We start from the raw sequence: 23,072 nt of genomic DNA, 5'->3' as shown, positions 1-23,072 counted from the left end.
TTCGCTCTATATCGGCGCGGCATCAAGGCGGGCTTTGTCGCCAGACTTCCCAAGGCCGGCTCGACCTGGAACGACACGGTGGCCGAACCATCGCCGGACTCACCGTCCGTGTTCTGACCCGGATCCTCGCCTTGACCGCTGCGATCTGGCAGAACGACAAGACCGGACAGCCGATCCTGCGCTCCCTGATCGCCTACGACCAATGAACGATGCCCCGCGACCACCAGGAATCAATCATCTAGCGGGACGACCCGTTGATTTGCTTCAGGACGGCGGTGGCGGTGCGCGATGATGTCAGGAGGCCGCAGTCTGCGCGGAGTGGCGGAAAGGAGCATGCGTGCCGGAGCCCCGTCCGTTACGACCAGGGGAGCCTGCCCAACTGGGCGATTACCGGCTGATCGGCTGTATCGGTGAAGGTGGGCAGGGCATCGTCTATCTGGCCCGGGCTCCCACGGGCGTACGCGTCGCCATCAAGGTCTTACAGGGCCAGCACGCCGATGACGAGGAAGCCCGCCGCCGCTTTCTGCGGGAGATCGAAGCGGCGAGTACGGTCGCCCCTTTCTGCACCGCTCGCGTCCTGCACTACACCATGGCCGACGGCCGTCCCTACGTGGTCAGCGAGTTCATCGACGGGCCGTCGCTCCAGCAGCGGGTCGCGTCCGCGGGCCCGCTCGAACCTGGAGAACTGGAACGCCTGGCCATCGGTACGGCGGCGGCCCTCGTGGCGATTCACCGGGCCGGAATCATCCACCGCGATTTCAAGCCCGCCAACGTCCTGCTGGGGCCGGACGGACCGCGCGTCGTCGACTTCGGCATCGCACGGATACTGGACACGACCACCACCTCCGTGGCGGGCATCGTCGGCACGCCGTCCTATATGTCGCCCGAGCAGGCCTCCGACGCGCGCGTCGGGACGGCGTCGGACCTGTTCGCCTGGGCAGGCACAATGATCTTTGCGGCGACGGGGAATCCACCGTTCGGACGGTCCAACCTCGCCGCGACGGTGCATCGGATCCTGAACCACCCTGGCGACGTCTCCGGCCTGCCGAAGCAGATGCAGGCACTGGTCGGACGGTGTCTCGACAAGACGCCTGAGCAACGGCCGAGCGCCCGCGAAGTGTTGCTGGCGTTGGTCGGGGAGCCGAGCGGTTCGGCCGGCGCATCCATGTCCCTCAACGGAGAGGACCCCGAAGAGCTCGTCGCCGCCGCTGCTCGGATGCTCGCCTCACCGCCTTCGCCACAGGCCCTTGCGAGCCGGACTCCGGGTCCTGCGTCAGCCCTGGCCGGAGCACGTCCCGCCGCACGGCGGATCGTTTCGGTCGTGATGTCACTTGTCGTCGTGGGTGCGATCCTGGTCGGGGTGCGGCTGTTCGGCTCTGATGCGGATCCGTCTTTGCCCGCCGGTACGGCCGTCCTGGCGGACCGGATGTTCGCCGCCCCGCCGGACAGGAGCGGGAAGCAGGTTCTGAACGCCGTGGCCGCTTCGGGAGATGTGGTCGTGGCGGCCGGCAGTGACACGACCGGCGCGGTTCCTCGGCCGCTGTTCCTGTCCTCCCGCGACGACGGCAGGACGTGGCAGCTGGGCGACGTCGCCGGGCAAGGGGGACCTGAACGGGGACCGGCCACGGTAAACAGCGTGGTCAGGGGCGACGGCCGCTGGCTGGCGGTGGGGGACGACGACGGCCCGGCCGGCAAAGGCATGTGGACCAGCGCCGACGGCCATACCTGGACGGCCGTAGCGGCCGGCGGGCTGACCGTGTTCCGGGACGAAGACCGGATCATGGCCATCTCCAAGACCTCGTCCGGTTTCGTGGCTGTCGGTTCCACCGTCCTGGACGACGATACGGAGCGACCCGCCGCCTGGACGTCCGCCGACGGTGTGAGCTGGGCCAGAACGGAGAGCACGAGCATCGGCAAGCTGGATGCCGTGCGCAGGCTCACCGGTGTGATCGCCAAGGGGAGCACCGTCCTGGCCGTGGGCGAGCCCCCACTGGGGGCCCTCGGCGCGGTCGCTTTACGCTCGCGTGACGCCGGGCGTACCTGGCTTCCCAGCACACCGCCCTTCGCCAACGATTACTTGCTGTCCGTGGCGTCCGACGCCTTTGTCCTGGTCCCGGCTAGTGAGACCACACCCAAGGGAGTGGAGGTCTCCTGCTCGTCGGAGGGAGTCGAGTGGTCCCCGTGCGGCTGGATCGGGACGGACAACGCCGACCACGGCGTGGCGCGGCTACTGAGTTTCTCGTCGAAGGGCGTCGCCGCCCTCATGGGTGATATGAACGGTCCGGACCAGTACGCCGTTTACACCAGTGCGGACGGACGTGTCTGGAACAAGAGCGTCACCACGGGTGCCACCTCTGGTGACATGCGGGCATTGGCTGTGACGGATTCCGGCACGTTCGTGCTCAGCGGTGACCGGCCGTCCACAAGCACAGGCGGCGAGCCGGTGCTGATGACGGCGCGACCAGGCGAGGCCGCCGCGCGGGTGGCGCTGCAGAAGGTGGCGGGCTGGACCAGACTCCCGGCCGAGGTCACCCGGCTGGCTGCCGCCGGCGGCCGGTATCTCGCTGTGGGCGCCGCCGCCGCGGATGCTGGGATCTGGACCAGCGCCGACGGCAGAACCTGGTCGCGTGTCGAAGGCCCCGAGATCGACGGGGCGCACCTGCAGCGGTTGAGCGATGTGGCATACGGTGGCGCGGGCTGGCTGACCGCGGGCCTCACCATGGACAAGCGGCTCTCCACGCGACCGCTTCTGCTGGCCTCGGCCGACGGTCGCTCCTGGCGCCGGATCGAGATCACCGATTCGGCTTCAGCCGGTTCCGAGCATCCCGTCCAGGCTCTTCACGCGCTCGCCGCAGGCAGGTCGGGCTATGTGATCGCCGGCAGCACCGCAGCCGGGCCAGTTCTGTTGTTCACCACCGACCTGCGTAAGCTCACCCGTTCGGTCGAACTTCCGGCAAGCGAATCCAGCGTACGGATCCACGACGTGGCGCCGACCGTTAGCGGCTACGCGGCCGTCGGCGGATCCGGAAGCGCGGGTCACGAGAACGCCGTGGTGTGGGTGTCGATGGACGGCCGCGCGTGGACGGCCCGCCCCTGGTCCCGGCCACCAGGCCTCGAATCAGCGGAACTGGAGCATGTCGTGGCCGTCGGCGACCAGATCACAGCCGTCGGATCCGGCCGGGCGAAGGCCGGTGAGCAGCGGCCCTTCGCCGTCGTCTCCACCGACGACGGGAGAACCTGGAAGTTCACCTGGCTCCCCGCGGAGCGGGAGGCAGCGGTACAGGATGTCGTGGCGACGGCGAAAGGGCTCGTCGCGGTTGGCCTGCAGGGAACGAACGGCGAGAGCGACAGCATCGTCTGGACATCGCAGGACGGTCTGGACTGGCGGGACCAACCGCTCAGCCAACCCGATCTGAGCGGGGCCGGCGCGCAATGGCTGAACACGATCGCGATCTCCGGCGCCGACGTCGTGGCCATCGGCCGATCCAGCAGCTACCGCACCGACCACCTGACTCTCTGGCGCACGGTGCTCGGCAAGGAAGGATGAAGATCTCCATCGCACCTCTGGCGGGGGACCCGCGCGGCGACAGCATGGATCTCAGCACTGCGCCTGTCGAAACCCGTACCACTTCGAACTCGCCCACGCGGCCGGAACTGGTCTTTCATCGAGCCGGACGCGTCCGCGTATGTTTGAGCTCGGCGGTTCGGGTCCGGGACGGCACGCACCGAAGCCGCTTGGGGAAGGGCTTGATGAGCCGCGATGCTGGTTGTAAGGCGCCAAGAACTACTGCGTCAGTCGCACCTTCCAGCACGCCTGCACCACGCTGGGCCGCCCGGCAGATGATCAGGAGGCGCTGTGTGCCCTGATGGTGTCGGTGATCCAGGAACGGTAGTGGGTCACGTCGGTCCAGATGCCGACTCCTGGCCCGCCCCTGGGGTTGGTGGAGCAGCCGGCGTCGCCGTTCGCGGCGTCCGTCATGTCGTCGCCGTCGCGCGAGGTGGCTCCGACCAGCTCCCACCGGCCGCCGGCCCCGCGGATCTGTGGACCACCCGAGTCGCCGTTGCAGGCGCTGGCAGCACGCCCGTTGAGCTCACCGGTGCACAGCTCCTCGCCGCGGTTGAGGGAAGAGCACCGGGTGTCGGGTACGCGTACGGTGTCGAGTTCCTGCAGTTGCCGTGAACCGTTCGAGCAGGCCGGATCGTCGAGGTCGTCACAGGTCATGCCCCAGCCGATGACGCGGCTCGGCTCGCCTACCCGGCCTGGGCCGTCCGCGATGCGGATGGGTTCGAGGTCCACCGGCCGATCCAGCTGGACCAGCAGGATGTCGTCCTTGGGTTCCCCGCGCATACCGGGCTTGTCCTGGTTGGGATGGGTGACGACGCGCTTGACGCCGGTGAGAGCTCCGCCCGTGTCACGCTCAAGTGAGCCGACCCGCACCTGCGTCTTGCCGGGCTTCATGAGTCCCTTGCAGTGGGCGGCGGTGACGACCCAGTCCGGGGCGATGAGGGAGCCGCCGCAGTGGTGCTCGGGCAGTTTCCGCAGCTGGAAGGAGACCATGAACGAGTAGGTCTCGGTCGCGGCCTTTCCACCGATGATCGCGGGACGGCCGGTGCCCGCCGCGGCCGTGGTCGCGGTGGTCAGTGCGAGCCCGGTGGCCATGAGGGTGGCGAGCACCACTGATCGTCTGCCGGTTGCCTTGAACACAGGTCTCCAGTCGGTCGGAAGGTGCGGGGAGGGGGAGCCTGACGCCTCGCGCGGCGTTCTGCCAGGTCAACATGCCCGCCACGCCAGGCTACCTGCGATTTCCGTTGGAACCGACGCAAGCGATCATGCTTGCGAGGATGAGTGGCGCACGTCCCTCATCGAGACTCGTGACCAGCTCGTACGGCCCCAGCGGCAGTGCCAGTTCACCTTCTCGGTGGCGATGAGCGCGCACGCGAAGACCTGTCACCGCCGGCCATGCGGCTACCACCATGAAGAACCGGTGCGGACGGCTCCGCTATGAGCCGGGCCTTGTGGTGGTTCGGGGGCGGCGCAGCGAGATGGGCAGGTGGAGGCGCCGGGCGATCCAGATGATGGCCAGGTCGCACACGGCGAGTCCGGCCGCGGCCGGGAGCAGGACCGCCCAGCCGCTGTCGCCTCCCTCGCTGATGCTCCAGACGACCTTGAGGAGGGCCATGAGGTTAATGATGATCAAGCCCCGGCCCAGGGAATGGCGCCAGAACGCCAGGCAGAGGGGCTGCCGGCGACGGCCAGCACGCTGAGCACGTACGGCGGGGACAGCCCACCGATGCCGAGGATGAGCTCGTTACGTTCCGCCACTTGGAACGGAACGGAACGTGAACTGGAACGAGATGTCCCGCCTTAGGGAGTAACCGACCAAAGGAGAAGTGGATGTCTCGTTCATGGTGGACGACCCTGCTCGGGATCGTCGCGATCATGCTGACCCTCGGCCTGGCCGGGCCAGCCGGCGCCCTCCCACCGGACAAGGATCCGGACAACCCCGGCCCCGACCCCATCAGCTGCATCGACTCGATCGTTCTCAACTCCTTCTCCGTCTCGCCGACAACCGTCGCCGCCGGCCAGAGCGTCACGGTCAGCTGGAACGTCTCGGTGACCACGGAGAATCCGCTGTGCACCCTGAGCAACTACAAGGTGACGCTTGACGGATCCCCGGTGGGCAAGGTCGGCAGCAAGACCGTCCAGGTCTTCGCCACCAGGGCCTTCTTCCTGCGCGGCGCCTACGGCACGGCCACGAAGTTCAACGTGTTCCGTGAGGTGACCGTCCCGCCACAACAGGTCACTGTGCCGAACGTGGTGGGGCTCGACACGGCCGCCGCGCGGCAGGCCATCACCTCCAGGGGACTGACCCTGACCGCCTCCATCAAGATCGACCCGTTCTGCAACGCGACTCCGGGCACGGTACTCAGCCAGACCCCCGTCGGCGGGACGCAGGTTTCGCCGGGGTCCCTCGTGCGGATCTTCATCGCGGATTGGCCGGACACATGCCCATGACCTGGCTGCTCGCCCTAAGCCTGATGGCCCCGGCAGGGCCGGCGACGATCCCGTCCGACGTCTTCTGCGTGCTGCGCACCACCGGCTCGGTCACCGCGGCGCCAACCCCCGCACTGAACCAGTGGCGGATCACCTGGAAGGTGGTCGTGCCGGCCGACTGCGAAGGCCGTGTGAGCCAGCAGCTGGACGACGTGGTGGTCTTCCGGTCGGGCTCGGCGTTGTTCAACGTCCTGACGCCGAGCCGTACCTGGACGCTTGAAGCCTTCAACTCCGCACGGGTTAAGTTCCTCGACTCGGTGACCGTCCTCGGGACACCGCCCTCCTCCAGGCCCGACTCGTCCGGCTGAGGCTGCTTCTTGGCGGCATTGACGGGTCTCGGGTTCGGCCTGGTGAAGCTTGCCGAAGGGCGATAAGCCGCTCGAGATTGCTCGTAGCCATCTGGCAGGGCTGTCCGGCACGGGTATCCGTGCCGGACAGCCCTGACCACGCTGCGCCAGGTGGACGCTGCAACTGGTGATCCGTGACCCTTTCGCGCGCGACCTCGTGGCCAGCGTAGCGGTGACGAGGCGGCACGACCTGACCGATGGGCAGTGGGCAGCGCTGAAGCCGCTGTTACCCGCCGGCTCAGGTCGGGGTCGTCCGCCGAAATGGAGCAGACGGCAACTGATCGATGGGATTCGATGGCGGATCCGGACCGGGGCTCCCTGGCGCGACGTGCCCGAGGCCTACGCTCCCTGGGCGACGGTCTATGGCAGATTCCGCCGCTGGCAGCGTGACGGGACCTGGGCACAGATCCTTTCCGCGCTGCAAGCGCAGGCGGACGCTGCGGGAAGGGTCGGCTGGTCGGTGAGTGTGGACTCCACCACCAGCCGTGCTCACCACCACGCCGTCGGCGCTCGCCGAGACGGGCCGACGCAGAAGCAATCGCCCGGTGGCGTGCAGGTCGAACCGGCCGATCACGCCCTGGGCCGCTCCCGCGGCGGGCTGACCACCAAGACCATCTGGCCTGTGAGCAGGGCCGTAAGGTACTGGCTCTGGTGGTGACCGCTGGGCATCGCGGCGACAGCCCGCAGTTCATCCTGGTGCTGGGCAGAATCCGTACCGCCCGGCTCGGCGGCGGCCGACCCCGCACGCGCCCCGATCGTGTCCTGGCCGACCGGGCTTACACCAGCGAGGCCAACCGCGACCACGAGGTTGTCATACCGGACCTTGCCGGTGGGCACCTCGCCGACCAGGCTGAGGGCGGCTTGCTAGCCCGCCGTGGGGCCCACCTGCGCGGCGGTCAGCGGGCCGGGGCCGATCTCCGGCGCGTACTCGTCGGAACCCACGTCGGCGACGCCCTGGCGGGCCTGGCCGTCCAGGTCGTGCGAGACGGCCGGGTAGCCGCCCTTGGCCGCGTTGACGGCCGGGCTGCCGGAGCTGAGACGAAGGATCCCGTTGGCGTCCTGGACCAGCTTGGGGTTGGTGCCCGAGACGGTGTCCCACGACAGGTTGCCGCGCACGGTGGGGGTGACGGCGTTGCCGAGCGAGATCAGCGTGCCCTGAGAGGCGCGGGCGAACAGGTTGTCGGCGACCAGCGGGGAGGTGGCGGGGTTGGAGCCGCCCTGCGCGGAGATGGCCGCGCCACCGGCGTTCACGACGGTGTTGAGCAGCACCTTGACTCTGACGGCCGCGTCGTGGATGGCGTCGTAACCGGCTCCGAGGTAGACACCGTCCCGCCGTACGCCCTGGATGTGGTTGTTGACGATGGTGTGCTCGGCGCCGTAGACGCGCATCCCCCTGTCGCCGCCGATGATGTGGTTGCCCTCGACGGTGTTGCGCGAGCCGAAGCGCAGCGTCAGCACACCCTTGACACCACCTCGGATGGTGTTGTGCCGTACGACGGAGTCCGAAGCCTTCACCGAGATCACCTCGTCGTCGCCCACGACGTTCTCGAACAGGTTGTGCTCCACCACCGCGCGCGCCGAGACCTGCCCGAGGGCGCTGAGGCCGAGCCTGATGCCCTCGCTGCCGTTGACGGTGGAGGTGTTGTCGCGGAAGTGGTTGCGCCTGATCGCCACGTGCAGCGGCATCGTCGCGCCGCCGACCTGCAGGAAAACGCCGTGCTCTGTCTTGCCCGCGAAGAGATTGTTGGCCACCTCCGCGTCGTCTCCCTGGACGTCCAGGAAGTGAGTCTCGGCGCCGTCGACCTCGGCGAGCTGGAAAGTGTTCCTGGCGATGCGGATGCCGGTGGAGTTCGACGGGACGATGATGCCGGTCCGCTGTTTGAAGACGAAGCCCTCGATGGCCACGTTCGCGGAGCTGTCGAAGGTGAAGGTTCTGGACCCGGTGAGGGTGACGCCGCCGACGGACTGGGCGGCGATGGTGACGCCGCTCCTGCCGGCGATCGGGATGGCGGCGTTGACGACGTAGGTTCCGTTGGCCAGCACGATGCGCTGTCCGGGCTGCGCGATCCTGATGGCCTCGGTGAGGGCGGCGATCGAGGTGACCACGGTGCCGCCCGGCTCCTCGCCCACCGGGCGCACTGTCACCTTGTCGAGGTTGGGCCCGTTCGCGATGGTGGTGGTCAGGCGTACGGTGTTGGCGCCGGCCTTCAGGGTGGCGCGCACGGTCGTGGAGCGCCAGGTGGCCCAGTCGGTGGAGGGCGAGAAGGGCCGGGTGGCGATCTTGACGCCGTTCACCGCGACGTCCAGCGGGCGATCGACGGTGCTGCCGTTGGAAAACCTGAAGATCAGGTCGACCTCGGCAGGCGCGTCGGCGGGGACGACGAACTCGACGTAGGCGCCCGTCGCGGAGTCGTAGTCGGCGAAGCCCGAGCCGCTGTAGCCGGGCGACCTGTTGGAGACGACCGCCTTGACCAGCGTCGCGTCCTCTGCCTCGTACAGCGTTTGCGCCTCCGCGTGGGCCGGGGCCGCCACGAGCATGGTGGACAGGACGCACAAAGCCAGCAAACGTCGCACACGCACTCCCTAGACATAGGAGGATTACGCAATCCGCCCGACGATCACGGAGGTTAGAGGTAAACGCCTGTGAGGGCAAGGGCTCCTGCGCTAGGAAATGTTCTGGAGAAGTGCCAGGAAAATGGCGTCGGCGTTGTGCCGGTGGGGCCAGAACTGCACCCTAGGACCGATGCCCAGTCCTCCGACCTCTGGCACGTACGCGCGGGCGCCGAGGGGCTCGAAGTCGTCCCGGCCTTTGAGCACGTCGGCGACTACGACGCTGGTCTCGGTCAGGTGCGGCGAGCAGGTCGGCAGGCGACGACACCGCCTGGCCGGAAGACGTCGAGCCACGGGACGGCATCACCATGACAACCGCCTCATCAGTCATGATCACCCGCGCTTGGGGCTTGGTGACACGTTCGTTAACGGCACGTCCGCAGTGAGTTCAGCCGGACTGAAGGACTCTCATCGGGAACACACGCGAGTTCGGTTGGTGAGATCTGAAACGCGGAGAGTTCGTCGGGGTCATGGCGTCATGGCCCAGGGGATCACGATTGGGCCTCTGATCGAGTTCGTCGGCGAGCAGGTGTTCGGCGACGGCGGAGCATCTGGCGGCGGAAGATATTTGTGGGTACCGTCAACGGCCGTCCGCAGGTTCCTCAACCCCCGGGAAGTCCCAGAGTTCGCGCGAACTGAAGGGTCCTCAGGATGAACCTAAGGGCCTTCACGCTTCATGGACCGTACTGACCCTTGGGTTCGCGGGAACTGGCGGGATCTTGCTTCTCAGCAGCGGTCGCCAGAAGCACTCGGCGTTTTCGGCGTAGTGGATCGCGGTCTCGGGGTCGAGGCCGAACACCGATGCCAGGTGCAGCGGGTCGGCTCCGTGGGCCAGGGCCTCTTCGAGTTGCCGGTCCACGCGAAGCCGTTCCAGGGTCGCGGCCCGGCCGCGGAGTTCCTTGTCGCCCCACAGGGCGCTGACGAAATGAGCGCCCATCGCACTCTTCTGATTGATGGTCAGATGCGGTTCGCCGTGTCTGACCAGCGGCTATGCCCATGGGGGAGCCAGTCGAGCGGGACCTGGTGGATGAGCGCATCGATCGGGCGGGCCTTCCAGCGATGGGAAGCCGCCGGTTCCCGGTCGACGCCGTCCAGTCGCAGCTCGCGGATCGCTCTGGTGGGGGCGTAGACGACGGCCAGGACGACAACGAGGCGAGCGGCCGGGGTGGTGGCGCTCTCGACCGCTTTGCTCCTACTGGCCGCGGCATTGGATCTTGGGCGTGCGTGGCGCTGCGTACGCTGTCGAGGAGCCGCGCAGGATATGGAAGGGTCGTGAAGATGCCCGAGCTGAAGATCGTCGCCGATGCTGCCGCGATCGTCTCACGGAAAGTCCGTGAACGAGGCCTTCGCCCGTCTCGCGCATCTCGTGTCATGAGTGCCAAGGGCCTGGCCATGTTATGCGCGGCTGCCGTCCTGGCCGCGGGGTGCGCGGCCGTGCCCCCGCCGCAAGGTGCGTCCGCGCCGACCCCCACCTCTACCAGCGTCGCCGCGGCGAGCCCAAAACCCGCTCCAGTCCGTGCGGCCCGGGGCCGCGGGTGGCGGCTTGAGCACGTCGGCGACCAGCGCGGAACCCGGCTGAAAGCGGTCGCGGCCAGCGGTGCGCGCGACGTGTGGGTGCTCGGCAGCCCGAACGAAGGCACTGGTCGGCTGCTGCTCCTGCACTTCGACGGTCAGCGGTGGCGTGAGCGCCGCGCACCTGAGGTGACGTGGGACTCCAAAGACGACGAGAGGTTTCCTGCGCTGGTGGCGACCGGACCGCGCGACGTCTGGATCTTCGCCGCCACCGCCGCTCTGGCCGCGCACCACTGGGACGGCGAGCGCTGGAGCCGGGTTCCGCTACCGGACATGGACTACAACCCGGGCGAGCGGGCCGGTGCCACCGCCCTCGCGCCCGACGACGTGTGGCTGGTGGTTGGGGATCACGCCGCGCACTGGGACGGGCGGGCCTGGACGGTCATGCGCCTGCCCGGCTGGGCGGCGTCGGTGTCGGCCGCGGCGCCCGACCAGGTGTGGGCGGTCGGTGGCACCGGCCGGCCGCTCGCGCAGGGGAGTTCCAGTTCCCAGGCGGCGACCATGCGTTGGGACGGCCAGTCATGGCAGTTGGTCCCCGCGCCCGAGGACCGCACCCCAAGCAGCGAGATCAACAGCCGGGGCCGGCCAGACGGCAGCATCCCGTCGATCACGCTCACCCAGGTCGTCGCCCATGGTCCGGGCAACGTGTGGGCGGTCGGCACCCGCAGCGTGTTCGACTACGAGGACGGCAGCAGGAGTAGCACGATCATCCTGCACTGGGACGGCATGGCCTGGTCTCGGGTGCCGGGACCGGCCGACGTCAGCGCGTCCGGCTCCGACGGCAGGGACGGAATCGTTCTGGTCGACTGGGACGCCGACGAGGGCGGCTTGAGCGGAACCATTCAGGCCGCGCCCGATGGCAGCCGGACCGAGCTACCGCCGATGGCGGGGACGAATCGTAGACGCGAGGTCGACGTCTCCGCGGTGAGCGCGGTGCCCGGAACGAGCACGGTCTACGCAGTCGGCCTCGCCTATGGCAAGCACTTCGGCCCCATGATTGCCCGCTACCGCTGAATTTCACCGTTTGGAGGAGCGCGCCATCAGATGGCAGACGCCGGTTCGTACGGAGCGGCGAAGGCGGCGCCAGGGCGAGGGCCCCGGCCAGGGCGAAGGCATAAGCGAATCCGGTCGCGGCGACCAGCGCGCCGACCGCGCCCGGAGTGACGGCGGCCGCCACGTCCCCGCGCCAATGCCGGCGCCGACTCTGGCCTCCTCGTCTTCGCCATCCCTGCAAGACGAACGACAAGGGCGATGGACCTTCACGATCTCTGAGATCTCATCAATCTCGAAAGAACCAGGGATCTCAGGAAGTAAGCCCAGGTCCTGTGGCCATGGCCAGGCTCAACCACTCAACGAACACAGGTGGTATTTCACATTGCTGAGCCTGTCGGGGAATTCCCGCGGGCGCGAGACCGACGCACCCTGCCGCTCGACGGCTGTCCGCGGGTTCCTCAGCCCCGGGCCTGTCGCAGGTGCGGCAGGCGGCCGGTCAGGGTGCGGGCGTAATCGATGAGCCGGGCGGGCATCTCATCGCCGATCCTCGCCAGCAAGGCCGAGACCCAGGCCTGGGACCGACTCCACCCCCGGTTGACGCACCGCGCTGCCTGGCTCGATCACCAGGGTGCGCCGCCGCTCATCGAGGGCACCCTGATCCGGTTGAAAGTTGAGCACCTGCCCGGCGACCGTGACGCCCCACCGGTCTGGCTCTGGTCCTCCAAGACCGGCGCCACCAACGCGGACGTGGATCGCTGCCGGCAGGCATTCCTGCGCAGATTCGATCTGGAGCACACCTGTCGCTTCTGGAAGCAGACCCTCGGCTGGACCCAGCCCAAGCTGCGCGCCACCCAAGCCGCCGACCGCTGGACCTGGCTACTGCTCATCGTTCACACCCAGCTGCGCCTGGCTCGCCGGCTGACCGAGGACCTACGCCATCCGTGGGAGAAACCGGCCGCGCGAGGCCAGCTCACCCCGCCCGAGTCCGGCGCGGGTTTCGGAACCTGCGTCCCGCACTCGCCCAGCCGGCCGGCGCACCCAAACGCTCTCGGCCCGGCCCCGGACGTCCACCCGGGATCCCCAGCCGCCGACCCGCACCCCGCTACGACGTGGGCAAGACCGTCAAACGCGGCCGCACCCTCGCAGCCCTACAACAATCCGGACGATAAAGAACAAGCTTACGGCCGGGGCCACGCCCGAGCCGTGGCCCCGGCCGGCGGCCTCGCGCCGCGAGCTACGCCGACGGTTCAGGACGGCAGGGGCCGGCCGACATGCTCGATCGCCTGCTGCAGCGCGGCCAGGCGGGCGAGCTCGGCGCGGTGCACGTCCAGCACGGCGGCGATGGCCTCGGGCGGCAGCTGGTCGCGCAGGTCGACGGCGGCGCCGCGACAGCTGTCCTGTACGGCGTCGCGGGCGCGGACGGTGTGCTCGTACGCGGAGCGGGCCGGCTGCAGGGGATGGGAGGCGAGCACGGCGCGGTGGACACGGTAGCCCGGTGGCAATCGCCTCCAGCAGCCAGCTGATCGCCTTGTCCGGCCATCCGTCGGCGCCGGGCGCGGGCACCTCCGGTGGCCACGCATCGGGCAGCCGGCGGCCGCCATCGTCCACGGCCACCGGCGGCGTGGTGGTGGCCGGTTCGTCCCAGGGCAGGCGGGTGTCGTCGACGCCGTCGATCGGGGCCAGGCCCAGCAGCGGCATCCGCTCCTGCCGTTCCTTCAGCCCGCCGGTGAACCCCTCGCGGACGTCCTCGATCCAGCTGACCAGACCCTCGCGCTCGCCGTCGTCGTCCAGGCGTAGCCGATGCAGGCGACCGGCTCCATCTGGCGGGATCTTGACCGGTTGCGGCTCAGGGTCTTGCTCAGGCATGGCCTGATCCTAGGAGCTGTTCGGGGTTCGGATCTTGGAGAGTTCGGCGGTGGACTGGCCGTGGCTGATAGAACTCGGCAGTGGCGCGTTTCGATGTGACCGATGCTGAATGGGCGTTGATCGAGCAGTATCTGCCGGTGGCGGCTACCGGGCCGCTGCCACGGCGGGTGCGTGATGAGTTCAACGGGATCTTGTGGCGGTTTCGTACGGGATCGGGCTGGCGTGATGTCCCGGAACGCTATGGGCCCTGGTCCACGCTCTATTCCCGGTTTCGCGGGTGGGCCGGGGCGGGGGTGTTTCAGGCGCTGATGGACGCGCTGATCGCCGAGGCGGCAGCGCGCGGGCAGGTCGGGCTGGAGTTGGTCAGTGTGGACTCCACGATCGTGCGGGCGCATCGGGAATCGGCTGGGCTGGCGGTCGCTGGGGAGACCTTGGATGCGCTGGAGCAGGCGTTGACCGAGGAAAAGGGGACTCCGCTTGCGGAGCAGCCGCCGGTGTTGCGGGTGATGCGCCGCAGGCCACACCCGGCGCGCACCTCGCGGACGCATCGCCGGGCCAAGATCGTGCAAGCACCCGGCGGCGCCGCAAGGCCCGGGCGAAGGCGGCCGGGCTTGGTCGATCCCGAGGCGGGTTGAGCAGCAAAGTCCATGTGGCGGTCGATGCGGCCGGGTTGCCACTGGCCTTCGTGCTCACGCCGGGACAGGCGGCCGGCTGCCGGGAGTTCATCACCGTGCTGGACAAGATCCGCGTGTGCGGTCCGGTCGGTCGCCCGCGTACTCGCCCCCGCGCGGTGGCTGCGGACAAGGCTTACTCCTGCAAGGCCAACCGGGGTTATCCGCGCCGCCGCCGGATCGTCGCGGTGATCCCGGAGAAGGCCGATCAGCAGGCCAATCGCAAGAGGAAGGGGACGGCCGGTCGGCTTCGATCCGGAGCGCTATCGGCAGCGCAACACCGTTGAACGCTGCTTTCAGAAGATCAAGACCTGGCGCGGCCTGGCTACTCGCTATGACAAGACACCTGAAAGCTACGAAGCCGGGCTCCACCTTCGAGGATCGGTCATGTGGTTGAAGCTCCTCTTCTCAACCACATGTTCCGAACTCCGAACAGCTCCTAGAACGACCTGACCATTCTGGCGGTCTTTCCATGCGATCTCTGCATGATCCTTCTGGCGTTCGGTGCCCGCGGTACCCAGGAATGACCGGGTTCCTCCCGGTCACCGACACGCCGGAGGCTAGTGCATGATCACCAATGTCGTGGCACTCACGCTGCTGACCACCCTGCTCCCCGGCGCGCCCGCGCCTGCGTCCGCCCAACCGGGCACGCACGAGTGCGCGGGCGCGACCACACGCTGCGACGGCAGCGTGCAGGTGCCTCTCGACTGGGACGATCCCGCGTCCCAACGCATCTCGGTCGCCTTCGCCTTCATCCCGGCCAAGAACACCGCCGACGGCACCATCGTGGCCAACCCGGGTGGTCCGGGACCGGTCATCTCGACGCTCGACGGAATCCAGGACTCGCTCGGACCGGTGCTGAAGAGCAAGAACCTGCTGCTCATGGACCCGAGAGGGATCGGCGAATCCTCGCGGCTGGTGTGCGAGGGCGCCGCCCTCGACAAGCCGGAGACGATCGCGCCCTGCGCGAAGAAGATCGGGCCGAAGGCCGCGTACTACACCGCTGACCAGGCGTCTCACGACCTTGAGGCGGTCCGGCGGGCGCTCGGTCTGGGCCGGGTGAGCTACTACGGCAACTCCTACGGCACGGTGTTCGCCCAAGCCTACGCGGCCCACCACCCGCGTAGCCTCGACGCGATCTTCCTGGACAGCACCGTCGTCGTCGAGCCGACCGGATACGCGAGCTGGGAGTACTTCACCCACTCGCAGATGACGCACCTCGACACCGTGTGCGACCGCTCCAAGGAGTGCGCCGCCCTTCCCGGGAAGGCGTCCGGCATCTGGACCCGGCTGGTGGAACGGCTGCGCCGCCATCCGGATCCCGCCGTGTCGGTGTTCCAGACGTACATCCTGCGGAATGTGGAGCGTCCGCTGTACGGCAGGGAGGCGACCGCGGCGGCGGACGCCTATCTACGTGGCGACACCGCCCCGCTGTATCGCCTGGCGCGGGACCTGCCGACCGGGCTGCCGACCAGGCCCGATCCGGACTTCGCCGGATACCTGGCCTTCCGCTGCGGCGACGGCGCCTTCCCGTTCGACCGGCACACGCCAGGCCCCGGGCGTCGTGCCCAAGCCGAGCGCTACTACCAGCGGGAACGCCCCCTGGCGCCGTACGAGGTCACCGACATCTACCCCGGGTTCGACACCGCGGAGCCGTGCATCGACTGGCCGACGCCACGGCACAGCCCTGTCCGCCCGCCCGGACAGACGCCGCCGTCCATCCCCGTCCTGGCGATGGCGGGAGAACTCGACTTCAACGGCGGACCCGGCGCTGTGGCCCGATCACTGCGCGCCTTCCCGAACGTGAGCGTCCTGACGGTGCCGTTCGGCGACCACGCGCTGACGATCCCCCCAAGCGGGCCCGGAGCCGCCAGCCACTGCGCCCGCGAGACGTTGCGCGCCTTCCTGGCCACCAAGCGCGTAACCGACCAGGGTTGTACCGCCGAGAACTACCGGGCCGTGGGCCGCTTCCCGCGGCGCCTGGCCGACGTGGCGCCCCACCGCGCGCCCACGCTCACCACCACGCAACAGCGGGTCCTCGCCGCCGTCCTCGCCACCGCCGCCGACGCCACCGCCCGCCGCAACCCCAACATCTTCCCGCCCTCCACGCCGAACCACCCGGGCCTGCGCGGCGGACAGCTCACGTTGGGTGCGGACATCACGCTCACCCAGCTCAGGTACGTCGAGGACGTCCAGGTCACCGGTACGATAGCCCTCACATCGCACAGCAGCGCCACCGCCACCCTGCGGGCCGAGACCGGCGGACGCACCCATGAGGTGACCTTGGCCTGGAACCCGTTCACAACCGACCCCAAGGTGGCCGGGACGTTCGACGGCGCCTCCTTCGGATATTTCAGTTGATTCGCCGAACTGCGCGGCTCGCCTACCGGCTGTGCCTGATGGACCCGAGGAGTACCAGCCCTGCCTCGACAAGGACGCCTACGGTTCGCCTCCTGGGCGCTGCTGGCGCTGCGCGCGCCCGAAGTTCGCGAACGCGTCAGGCGAGCCCGGCGCCGCCGCCCGAGCTGGGAGCATCTGCAGTTGGCGCCTGCCAAGCTGACGACGCGAGGGTGGCCGAGCACCATGGGCCGCCTGCGTCGGCGCTGTATCAGGTGGAGCCGCGTGTCGATGAGCGCGTCGCTGCCCTTCCACGTGAGTGTGAACTGTCACGCCGATCCGCGCTCGTGGGGCAGATACGCCGCCGTGGTAGCTGAGGAAAGCCTGGTGCGGGGTGCACGGTCCGCGCAGCGGCTGGCGCCGGGCCGCTACCAGGTGCAACTGGTGCCGGAACGCATCGATGGCTGCCGCCGCCGTGGCGGGCATCCCAGCCGGAGCGGCGGCCGTCGGCGGACAGGTGCGGCTCCACGGTACCGAAAAGGTGCCCGGCGACGATCACGAAGTGGGAACGGTCGCCGCGGCCGGTCGCCACCACCTGGACGTCGGGGGGTCAGGGCTCGACCAGGCCGGCCCGGATGGCGTAATGGGTCAGGTCGAGGCGGTCGTTGAGGCCGAGCTTGGCCAGGATGTTCGTGCGGTGGCGATCCACGGTCTTGGGACTGATGACCAGGGTGTCGGCGATGGCCTTGGTGGAGTGACCCTCGGCGATGAGCTTGACGATCTCCTTCTCGCGGGCGGTCAGCAGGCTGTCGGGCAGGGGATCGCCGTGCTCGTGGCGGTGCAGATTGTCGCGGATCAGGGCGGTGACCGCGCCCGGATAGAGGAAGGGCTCGCCGCGCGTCGCCGCCCGGCGGGCCTCGATGAGGTCGCGGTCGGCGACCGACTTCAGGACGTAGCCGCTGGCCCTGACCCGAGTCGCCGATCGCACCGTGCACCCCAACTCGACCAGCTCGCGCGATGGCTACGCACCCAGCGCCACCGGGCGCGCCTGACCTACGCCATGCTCGCGGCCCGCGCCGGTTGGGTTGCGGTGGTGCGCTGCTCTGCCATCCTGCCGGGTGTTGTCGTTCGCAGGGGCGCCCCGCGTCGATGTGACACATGGTTCCCGAACAGAGGCGAGTTAGACGAAGGCCCGGCCCTCGACGTGGAAGAGGGCCGGGCCTTCGTGTTCGGGGAGAGGACTTCTCTTGGGCTTCGAAGGGTCGGTCCCCGCGCACAACCCATCAAGAAGCCGCTGCCATGGGTCGCCCATGACTCATGGGCCACCCATGATCCAGACCTCGTGTGGCGACATGGAACCCCATGAAGAACCCATGAGAAGCCCTACTGAGCGCTACATTCGGATGCCAATGGATACTTGAGTCGTGACCAAGGGTAGGTGAGCATCTCGTCGGTTCTGTGTCCGAATTGGTGGATGATGTCCGACTCTAGTGGGCGGCGGCGAACTGCTCCTCTTCGGTGGAGCCCTTCAGGGCGGTCGTGGAGGAGTCGGGCGCGATCGCGGTGCTGACCAGGTCGAAGTAGCCGGTGCCGACCTCGCGCTGGTGGCGGGTGGCGGTGTAGCCGCGGGTCTCGGCGGCGAACTCGGCCTCCTGCAGTTCGACGTACGCCGTCATGCCGTCGGCCGCGTAACCCTGGGCCAGGTTGTACATCGAGTAGTTCAGCGAGTGGAAGCCGGCCAGCGTGATGAACTGGAACTTGTACCCCATGTGCCCGAGTTCGCGCTGGAACTTGGCGATCGTGGAGTCGTCGAGGTGCTTCTTCCAGTTGAAGGACGGCGAGCAGTTGTAGGCGAGCATCTGGTCCGGGTACTCGGCCTTGACCGCCTCGGCGAACTCGCGGGCGACGTCGAGGTCGGGCGTGCCGGTCTCCATCCAGAGCAGGTCGGAGTGGGGCGCGTAGGCCAGGCCGCGGGCGATGCAGGCCTGCACGCCGTTGCGCACCCGGTAGAAGCCCTCCGCGGTACGGTCCCCGGTGGTGAACCGCTGGTCGCGGGGGTCCACGTCGCTGGTCAGGAGCGTCGCGGCCTGTGCGTCGGTCCGCGCGATGATCAGGGACGGGACGCCGGCCACGTCGGCGGCCAGGCGCGCGGCGTTGAGCGTCTTGATGTGCTGCCCGGTGGGGATGAGCACCTTGCCGCCCAGGTGGCCGCACTTCTTCTCGGAGGCGAGCTGGTCCTCCCAGTGCACGCCCGCGGCGCCGGCGGCGATCATGCCCTTCATCAGCTCGAAGGCGTTGAGCACGCCGCCGAAGCCGGCCTCGGCGTCGGCCACGATCGGCGCCAGCCAGTGGGGGGCCTCGATGCCCTCCGACCAGGTGATCTGGTCGGCGCGCAGCAGCGCGTTGTTGATGCGGCGCACGACGGCGGGCACGGAGTTGGCCGGGTACAACGACTGGTCGGGGTAGGTCTGTCCGCCCAGGTTGGCGTCGGCGGCGACCTGCCAGCCGGACAGGTAGATCGCCTGCAGCCCGGCCTTCACCTGCTGGACGGCCTGGTTGCCGGTCAGCGCGCCGAGGGCGTGGACGTAGTCCTCGGAGTGCAGCAGGTTCCACAGCCGCTCGGCGCCGAGCCGCGCCAGCGTGTGCTCCTCCTGGACCGACCCGCGCAGCCGGACCACGTCGTCGGCGCTGTAGGTGCGCTCGACGCCCGCCCAGCGGGGGTTGTTCTCCCAGTCCTGCCGCAGCTCCTCAGCCGCTCCCTTGAGGCGATCGTTCATGTTCGCTCCTTATGTCGTCCCCTGGGTGCTTGCTGCTGAGTCTGTGCCCCGCCGTACCGCTTCCATAGAGGTTTTTCTCAGCGAAGAAGGCTCAGATTTCTGCTATAGAAAATACTGAGGCGTATTCGATGCAGAAAAGTTCGCGAAGTTTTCCTTTGGCCTAGACCAATCGCGAGGCGCTGGGATCTGCTGCCGCAACCCCTAGAAGAACCGGCGTTTTTCTGTCTAAGCTCAGCCCATGGCCTCGCTGGTGCGCGAAGAACCGCTGTCTTTGACTCAGGAGCTCGATCTCCTCGCTTTCGGGCAGCGGCTCCGTCACCTGCGCAAACAACGCGGCCTCACGCTCTCCGACCTCGGCGAGCGCGTCAGCCGGGCCCCCAGCCAGCTCTCCCTGCTGGAGAACGGCAAGCGCGAGCCCAAGCTGTCGCTGCTCAAATCCCTGGCCACCGCGCTCGGCGTACCCGTCGAGGAGCTGCTGCGCCGCCAGGCCCCCAACCGGCGCGCCCAGCTGGAGATCCAGCTGGAGGAGGCGCAGCGCGACCCCATCTACGCCGGTCTCGGCCTGCCGCGGCTGAAGGTCTCCGCGCGCGTACCCAACGACGTGCTCGAACACCTCCTCGGCCTGTACGGCGAGCTGCGCGCCCGCCAGGCGAGGGGCACCGCGACACCGGAGGAGGCCAGGGCCGCCAACGCCGAGCTCCGGCGCCGCCAGCGGGAGCTGGGCAACTACTTTCCGGAGATCGAGAAGTCGGCGGCCGAGGCGCTGTCGGCCGTCGGGTACCGCACCGGCGCCCTGTCACAGTCGCTCATCCAGGCCCTCGTCACCCATCTCGGCTACACGGTTCACACCGCCCAGGACCTGCCCCGATCGGTACGCTCCATCACCGACCTCCGCAACCGCCGCATCTACGTCAAGCACGAGCAGCTCGGCATGCACAGCCCGCGCACGATCCTGCTGCAGACCCTGGGCCACCTCGCGCTGGGCCACGACAAGCCGCGCGACTTCGCCGACTTCCTGCGCCAGCGCACCGAGGCCAACTACTTCGCCGCCGCCGTCCTGGTCCCCGAGCGCGCGGCGGCGCCGTTCCTGCTCGAGGCCAAACAGGACCGGGCCCTGTCGGTGGAGGACCTGCGCGACGTGTTCGCCGTCTCCTACGAGATGGCCGCCCACCGCTTCACCAACCTGGCCACCCACCACCTCGACCTGGTCTGCCACTTCGTCCGCAACGACGCCGGCGGCATCATCTACAAGGCCTACGAGAACGACGGCATCGTCTTCCCCGCCGACGAGCAGGGCGCCATCGAGGGGCAGCGCATGTGCCAGCAGTGGTCGGGACGGCAGGTGTTCCTGTCGCCGGACCGCTTCTCGGTCTTCTACCAGTACTCCGACTCGCCGACCGGGACCTTCTTCTGCGTCGCGCACGTGGACCCCTCGCGGGAGCGGGACTTCGCCATCACGCTCGGCGTGCCGTACCGGGAGTCGCGCTGGTTCCGCGGACGGGAGACGACCAGCCGCACCAAGTCCAACTGCCCGAACGGCGATTGCTGCCGCCGCCCGCCCGCCGAGCTGGCCGAACGCTGGGAGGGCTACGCCTGGCCGTCGGCGCGGGCCAACTCCCACGTGCTGGCCGCGCTGCCGCCCGGTTCGTTCCCGGGCGTGGACGAGGCCGACGTCTTCACCTTCCTGGAACGGCACGCCGCGCCGTAAAGCCGATCGATAACGCTCCCCGATACCGTCACGCCGTTCTCTTTCGCCGTGAATGGAGTGTTTCGTGAAGCGTGTCGCTCTTGCCGGGCTCATGGTCGCCGCCGGCCTCCTGTCCTCCTCGCCCGCCGCCGCCGACGCCGGAGGGCCCAAGTACGGCTGCGCCGTCGGGGACATCTGCTTCTACGAGGACTCGGGGCTGACCAGGAAGATCTCGACGGGACAGACGGGGAACTGGGAGGGCTCCGGCACCTACAGCGCGACCCGGGCGGTCTTCAACAACGGGACCATGGGCGGCTTCGACCACGTGAACCTGACGATCCGGTACACCTGGAACGGTGAGCCGCGCGAGCAGACGATCTGTATCCATGTCGCCGAGCCCGGCAACGTGTCGGCCGGAATCACCCGGTTCGATTTCCCCCTCGATCCGATCAAGGTCCAGTGGGTGCCGGCCAACACCGTGGGGTGCGACGTCTAGCGACCCTGCCGCCCTGGGGGGCTACGCCGGAAATCGTGCGCCTTAAGCTGGTAGGCGTGTGGTCGACGGGGGAGGGGTCGCGTGCTGCCTGAGGTGGAGTCCTGGTGGCGTCGCCGTACCTTCTCCGCGTCCGACTGGCCCCTGGGGCGCCTGATCGAGGCGAAGGGCGGCACGTCCATCAGCGTCGTCCTGCCGGCCCGCGACGAGCGTGAGACCGTCGGGGAGATCGTCGGCGTGCTGCTGCGGGAACTGCCCGATCTGGTGGACGAGGTGGTGGTGATCGACTCGCGATCCACCGACGACACCGCCGTGGTGGCCGCGCGGGCGGGCGCCGCCGTACACGCGCAGGATGAGATTCTGCCCGCGCTCAAGCCGCTGGACGGCAAGGGCGAGGCGCTGTGGAAGTCGCTGGCGGTGACCTCCGGCGACCTCGTCGCGTTCGTGGACTCCGACATCCGCAACTTCCAGTCGTCCCTGGTCGCCGGGCTGCTCGGGCCGCTGCTCGCCGACCCCGGCCTCGCGTACGTGAAGGGCTGCTACGACCGCCCCCTGCGCGGCGCGCCGACCGGCGGCGGGCGCGTCACCGAGCTCGTCGCCCGCCCCCTGCTGAACCTGCATTGGCCGGAGTTGGCCGGGTTCATGCAGCCGCTGGCCGGGGAGTACGCGGGGCGCCGCAGCGCGCTGGAGCGCGTGCCCTTCATCACCGGGTACGGCGTGGAGCTGGGCCTGCTGATCGACCTGCTGTCGCTGGCCGGTCTGGACGCGCTCGCCCAGGTCGACCTCGGCGCCCGCGAGCACTCCCACCAGTCGACGGAGGCGCTGGGCGCGATGGCCTCCCAGATCATGCTCGCCGCCTGGTCTCGGCTGGAGCGCGAGGCCAAGATCCAGGCGGCGCACGAGCCGTCGACCCGCCTGACCCAGTTCCGCCGCACCCGCACCGGCCATCACACCGCCGACCGCGACGTCACCATCTCCGAACGCCCGCCCATCCTCACCGTGGACGGCTACCGCCCCTGAGTCCCGGCTCCGGGGAGGGCGGCGGCGACGAACGCGGCCACGTGCTCGCGCATGTCCTTGTGCGCGGAGGCCTCCTCGCCCAGCATGATCCGGGCCAGCTGCGGCAGCATGGACGGCAGCAGCGCCAGCCCCGTGAGCAGGAACATCGTCCTGGCCGTGCCGGTGGAGGGCGCCTGGCCGAGGCCCTCGGCCAGGGAGGCGTTCTTGCGCGCGCACCGCTCGACCCTGACCTCCTGGCCGGCCAGCAGCTCCTGGCCCCGGTAGTTGAGCGCCTCCCACATCAGCAGCCGTACCAGCTGGGGGTGTTCGGCGTAGTAGGCCGACAACCGGTCGACGTACGCGGCCGGGTCGGCGCCGGGCAGGGCGATCTGGGTGGTCAGCTCGTCCAGCGCCTCGGTGATGACGGCGTCGAAGAGCTTCTCCTTGTTCCCGAAATGCCCGTAGATCCGCTCTTTGTTGACCCCGGCCCGCTCGGCGATGCGATCGACGCGCGCCCCCGCGATGCCGTACGCGGCGAACTCCTCCCGCGCCGCGTCCATCAGGGCGGCCCGGGTGGCGGCGGTCGAGACGTTGGGTGCCATGCCCGGCATCTTACAGCATCCAACTGGTTGGTTGACATCCAACTAGTTGGTTGGCTACGGTCC

General features: G+C 69.0%; 19 protein-coding genes and 1 pseudogene. 10 read left to right on the top strand and 10 right to left on the bottom strand.

Features of this window, described 5'->3' with window-relative positions; all coding sequences use genetic code 11:
• Positions 1–337: 337 nt before the first annotated feature.
• Complete coding sequence (locus ACIBI5_RS46345) at positions 338–3,547, top strand: protein kinase (protein ID WP_397256982.1); 3,210 nt, start codon at positions 338–340, stop codon at positions 3,545–3,547.
• 297 nt (positions 3,548–3,844) lie between these two features.
• On the opposite strand, the gene ACIBI5_RS46340 is transcribed toward ACIBI5_RS46345, so the two are convergent.
• The 3 genes from ACIBI5_RS46340 to ACIBI5_RS46330 all read right to left on the bottom strand — a co-directional run bounded on the left by ACIBI5_RS46340 (position 3,845) and on the right by ACIBI5_RS46330 (position 5,323).
• Positions 3,845–4,705: a S1 family peptidase gene (locus ACIBI5_RS46340; protein WP_397256980.1), complete on the bottom strand. Its 861-nt coding sequence runs from the start codon at positions 4,703–4,705 to the stop codon at positions 3,845–3,847.
• Positions 4,706–5,000: 295 nt separating this feature from the next.
• Positions 5,001–5,180: a hypothetical protein gene (locus tag ACIBI5_RS46335; RefSeq protein WP_397256978.1), complete on the bottom strand. Its 180-nt coding sequence runs from the start codon at positions 5,178–5,180 to the stop codon at positions 5,001–5,003.
• 14 nt (positions 5,181–5,194) lie between these two features.
• Positions 5,195–5,323, bottom strand: a complete 129-nt coding sequence (locus ACIBI5_RS46330) for a hypothetical protein (protein ID WP_397256976.1) — start codon at positions 5,321–5,323, stop codon at positions 5,195–5,197.
• Positions 5,324–5,395: 72 nt separating this feature from the next.
• On the opposite strand from ACIBI5_RS46330, the gene ACIBI5_RS46325 reads away from it, so the two are divergent.
• From ACIBI5_RS46325 to ACIBI5_RS46315, 3 genes are all read left to right on the top strand, one after another.
• On the top strand, positions 5,396–6,016 hold the full coding sequence (locus tag ACIBI5_RS46325; RefSeq protein WP_397256974.1) for a PASTA domain-containing protein: 621 nt from the start codon (positions 5,396–5,398) through the stop codon (positions 6,014–6,016).
• A complete protein-coding gene (locus ACIBI5_RS46320; protein WP_397256972.1) occupies positions 6,013–6,363 on the top strand; it encodes a hypothetical protein in 351 nt (116 codons plus the stop codon). The genes ACIBI5_RS46325 and ACIBI5_RS46320 overlap by 4 nt, the downstream gene beginning before the upstream one ends.
• Before the next feature lie 166 nt (positions 6,364–6,529).
• Positions 6,530–7,060, top strand: coding sequence for an IS5 family transposase (locus ACIBI5_RS46315; RefSeq protein WP_397256970.1), 531 nt, complete (start codon positions 6,530–6,532; stop codon positions 7,058–7,060).
• Positions 7,061–7,266: 206 nt separating this feature from the next.
• Here the strand turns inward: ACIBI5_RS46315 and ACIBI5_RS46310 are convergent, their stop codons facing one another.
• From ACIBI5_RS46310 to ACIBI5_RS46300, 3 genes are all read right to left on the bottom strand, one after another.
• Positions 7,267–8,976: a chondroitinase-B domain-containing protein gene (locus ACIBI5_RS46310; protein ID WP_397256968.1), complete on the bottom strand. Its 1,710-nt coding sequence runs from the start codon at positions 8,974–8,976 to the stop codon at positions 7,267–7,269.
• Positions 8,977–9,066: 90 nt separating this feature from the next.
• On the bottom strand, positions 9,067–9,306 hold the full coding sequence (locus ACIBI5_RS46305; protein WP_397256966.1) for a hypothetical protein: 240 nt from the start codon (positions 9,304–9,306) through the stop codon (positions 9,067–9,069).
• A gap of 373 nt (positions 9,307–9,679) precedes the next feature.
• Positions 9,680–9,949, bottom strand: a complete 270-nt coding sequence (locus tag ACIBI5_RS46300; protein ID WP_397256965.1) for a hypothetical protein — start codon at positions 9,947–9,949, stop codon at positions 9,680–9,682.
• 434 nt (positions 9,950–10,383) lie between these two features.
• Here ACIBI5_RS46300 and ACIBI5_RS46295 point away from each other — a divergent pair, with 434 nt between their 5' ends.
• Entirely contained in the window at positions 10,384–11,598 is a 1,215-nt protein-coding gene (locus ACIBI5_RS46295) for a hypothetical protein (RefSeq protein ID WP_397256963.1), read from the top strand.
• Between the two features lie 1,226 nt (positions 11,599–12,824).
• Here the strand turns inward: ACIBI5_RS46295 and ACIBI5_RS46290 are convergent.
• Complete coding sequence (locus ACIBI5_RS46290) at positions 12,825–13,049, bottom strand: hypothetical protein (protein ID WP_397256961.1); 225 nt, start codon at positions 13,047–13,049, stop codon at positions 12,825–12,827.
• A 474-nt stretch (positions 13,050–13,523) separates the two neighbouring features.
• Here ACIBI5_RS46290 and ACIBI5_RS46285 point away from each other — a divergent pair.
• A pseudogene (locus tag ACIBI5_RS46285) lies at positions 13,524–14,567 on the top strand (IS5 family transposase).
• A 114-nt stretch (positions 14,568–14,681) separates the two neighbouring features.
• On the top strand, positions 14,682–16,475 hold the full coding sequence (locus ACIBI5_RS46280) for an alpha/beta fold hydrolase (protein ID WP_397256959.1): 1,794 nt from the start codon (positions 14,682–14,684) through the stop codon (positions 16,473–16,475).
• A gap of 586 nt (positions 16,476–17,061) precedes the next feature.
• Here the strand turns inward: ACIBI5_RS46280 and ACIBI5_RS46275 are convergent.
• Positions 17,062–17,439: a response regulator transcription factor gene (locus ACIBI5_RS46275; protein WP_397256957.1), complete on the bottom strand. Its 378-nt coding sequence runs from the start codon at positions 17,437–17,439 to the stop codon at positions 17,062–17,064.
• A 499-nt stretch (positions 17,440–17,938) separates the two neighbouring features.
• On the bottom strand, positions 17,939–19,228 hold the full coding sequence (aceA, locus tag ACIBI5_RS46270; protein ID WP_397256955.1) for an isocitrate lyase: 1,290 nt from the start codon (positions 19,226–19,228) through the stop codon (positions 17,939–17,941).
• 238 nt (positions 19,229–19,466) lie between these two features.
• Here aceA and ACIBI5_RS46265 point away from each other — a divergent pair, with 238 nt between their 5' ends.
• The 3 genes from ACIBI5_RS46265 to ACIBI5_RS46255 all read left to right on the top strand — a co-directional run bounded on the left by ACIBI5_RS46265 (position 19,467) and on the right by ACIBI5_RS46255 (position 22,428).
• Positions 19,467–20,936, top strand: coding sequence for a helix-turn-helix domain-containing protein (locus ACIBI5_RS46265; RefSeq protein ID WP_397256953.1), 1,470 nt, complete (start codon positions 19,467–19,469; stop codon positions 20,934–20,936).
• A 64-nt stretch (positions 20,937–21,000) separates the two neighbouring features.
• Entirely contained in the window at positions 21,001–21,411 is a 411-nt protein-coding gene (locus ACIBI5_RS46260; RefSeq protein WP_397256951.1) for a hypothetical protein, read from the top strand.
• A gap of 81 nt (positions 21,412–21,492) precedes the next feature.
• Positions 21,493–22,428: a glucosyl-3-phosphoglycerate synthase gene (locus ACIBI5_RS46255; protein WP_397256949.1), complete on the top strand. Its 936-nt coding sequence runs from the start codon at positions 21,493–21,495 to the stop codon at positions 22,426–22,428.
• Here the strand turns inward: ACIBI5_RS46255 and ACIBI5_RS46250 are convergent.
• Complete coding sequence (locus ACIBI5_RS46250; protein WP_397256947.1) at positions 22,416–23,009, bottom strand: TetR/AcrR family transcriptional regulator; 594 nt, start codon at positions 23,007–23,009, stop codon at positions 22,416–22,418. The two genes, ACIBI5_RS46255 and ACIBI5_RS46250, sit on opposite strands and share 13 nt — an antisense overlap.
• Positions 23,010–23,072 lie beyond the last annotated feature (63 nt).

Origin of the sequence: Nonomuraea sp. NPDC050540 (assembly GCF_044457485.1) — a bacterium.
Lineage (GTDB): Bacteria > Actinomycetota > Actinomycetes > Streptosporangiales > Streptosporangiaceae > Nonomuraea.
Note: the sequence above shows the minus strand (reverse complement) of the source record. Positions and strands in the feature narration are given on the sequence as shown.

Excerpts from the sequence above, each read along its gene's own strand:
- ACIBI5_RS46295 (WP_397256963.1), top strand. The coding sequence starts at position 10,384 with ATGAGTGCCAAGGGCCTGGCCATGTTATGCGCGGCTGCCGTCCTGGCC.
- aceA (WP_397256955.1), bottom strand. The coding sequence starts at position 19,228 with ATGAACGATCGCCTCAAGGGAGCGGCTGAGGAGCTGCGGCAGGACTGG.
- ACIBI5_RS46325 (WP_397256974.1), top strand. The coding sequence starts at position 5,396 with ATGTCTCGTTCATGGTGGACGACCCTGCTCGGGATCGTCGCGATCATG.
- ACIBI5_RS46250 (WP_397256947.1), bottom strand. The coding sequence starts at position 23,009 with ATGGCACCCAACGTCTCGACCGCCGCCACCCGGGCCGCCCTGATGGAC.
- ACIBI5_RS46335 (WP_397256978.1), bottom strand. The coding sequence starts at position 5,180 with ATGGCCCTCCTCAAGGTCGTCTGGAGCATCAGCGAGGGAGGCGACAGC.
- ACIBI5_RS46280 (WP_397256959.1), top strand. The coding sequence starts at position 14,682 with ATGATCACCAATGTCGTGGCACTCACGCTGCTGACCACCCTGCTCCCC.
- ACIBI5_RS46265 (WP_397256953.1), top strand. The coding sequence starts at position 19,467 with ATGGCCTCGCTGGTGCGCGAAGAACCGCTGTCTTTGACTCAGGAGCTC.
- ACIBI5_RS46300 (WP_397256965.1), bottom strand. The coding sequence starts at position 9,949 with ATGGGCGCTCATTTCGTCAGCGCCCTGTGGGGCGACAAGGAACTCCGC.
- ACIBI5_RS46320 (WP_397256972.1), top strand. The coding sequence starts at position 6,013 with ATGACCTGGCTGCTCGCCCTAAGCCTGATGGCCCCGGCAGGGCCGGCG.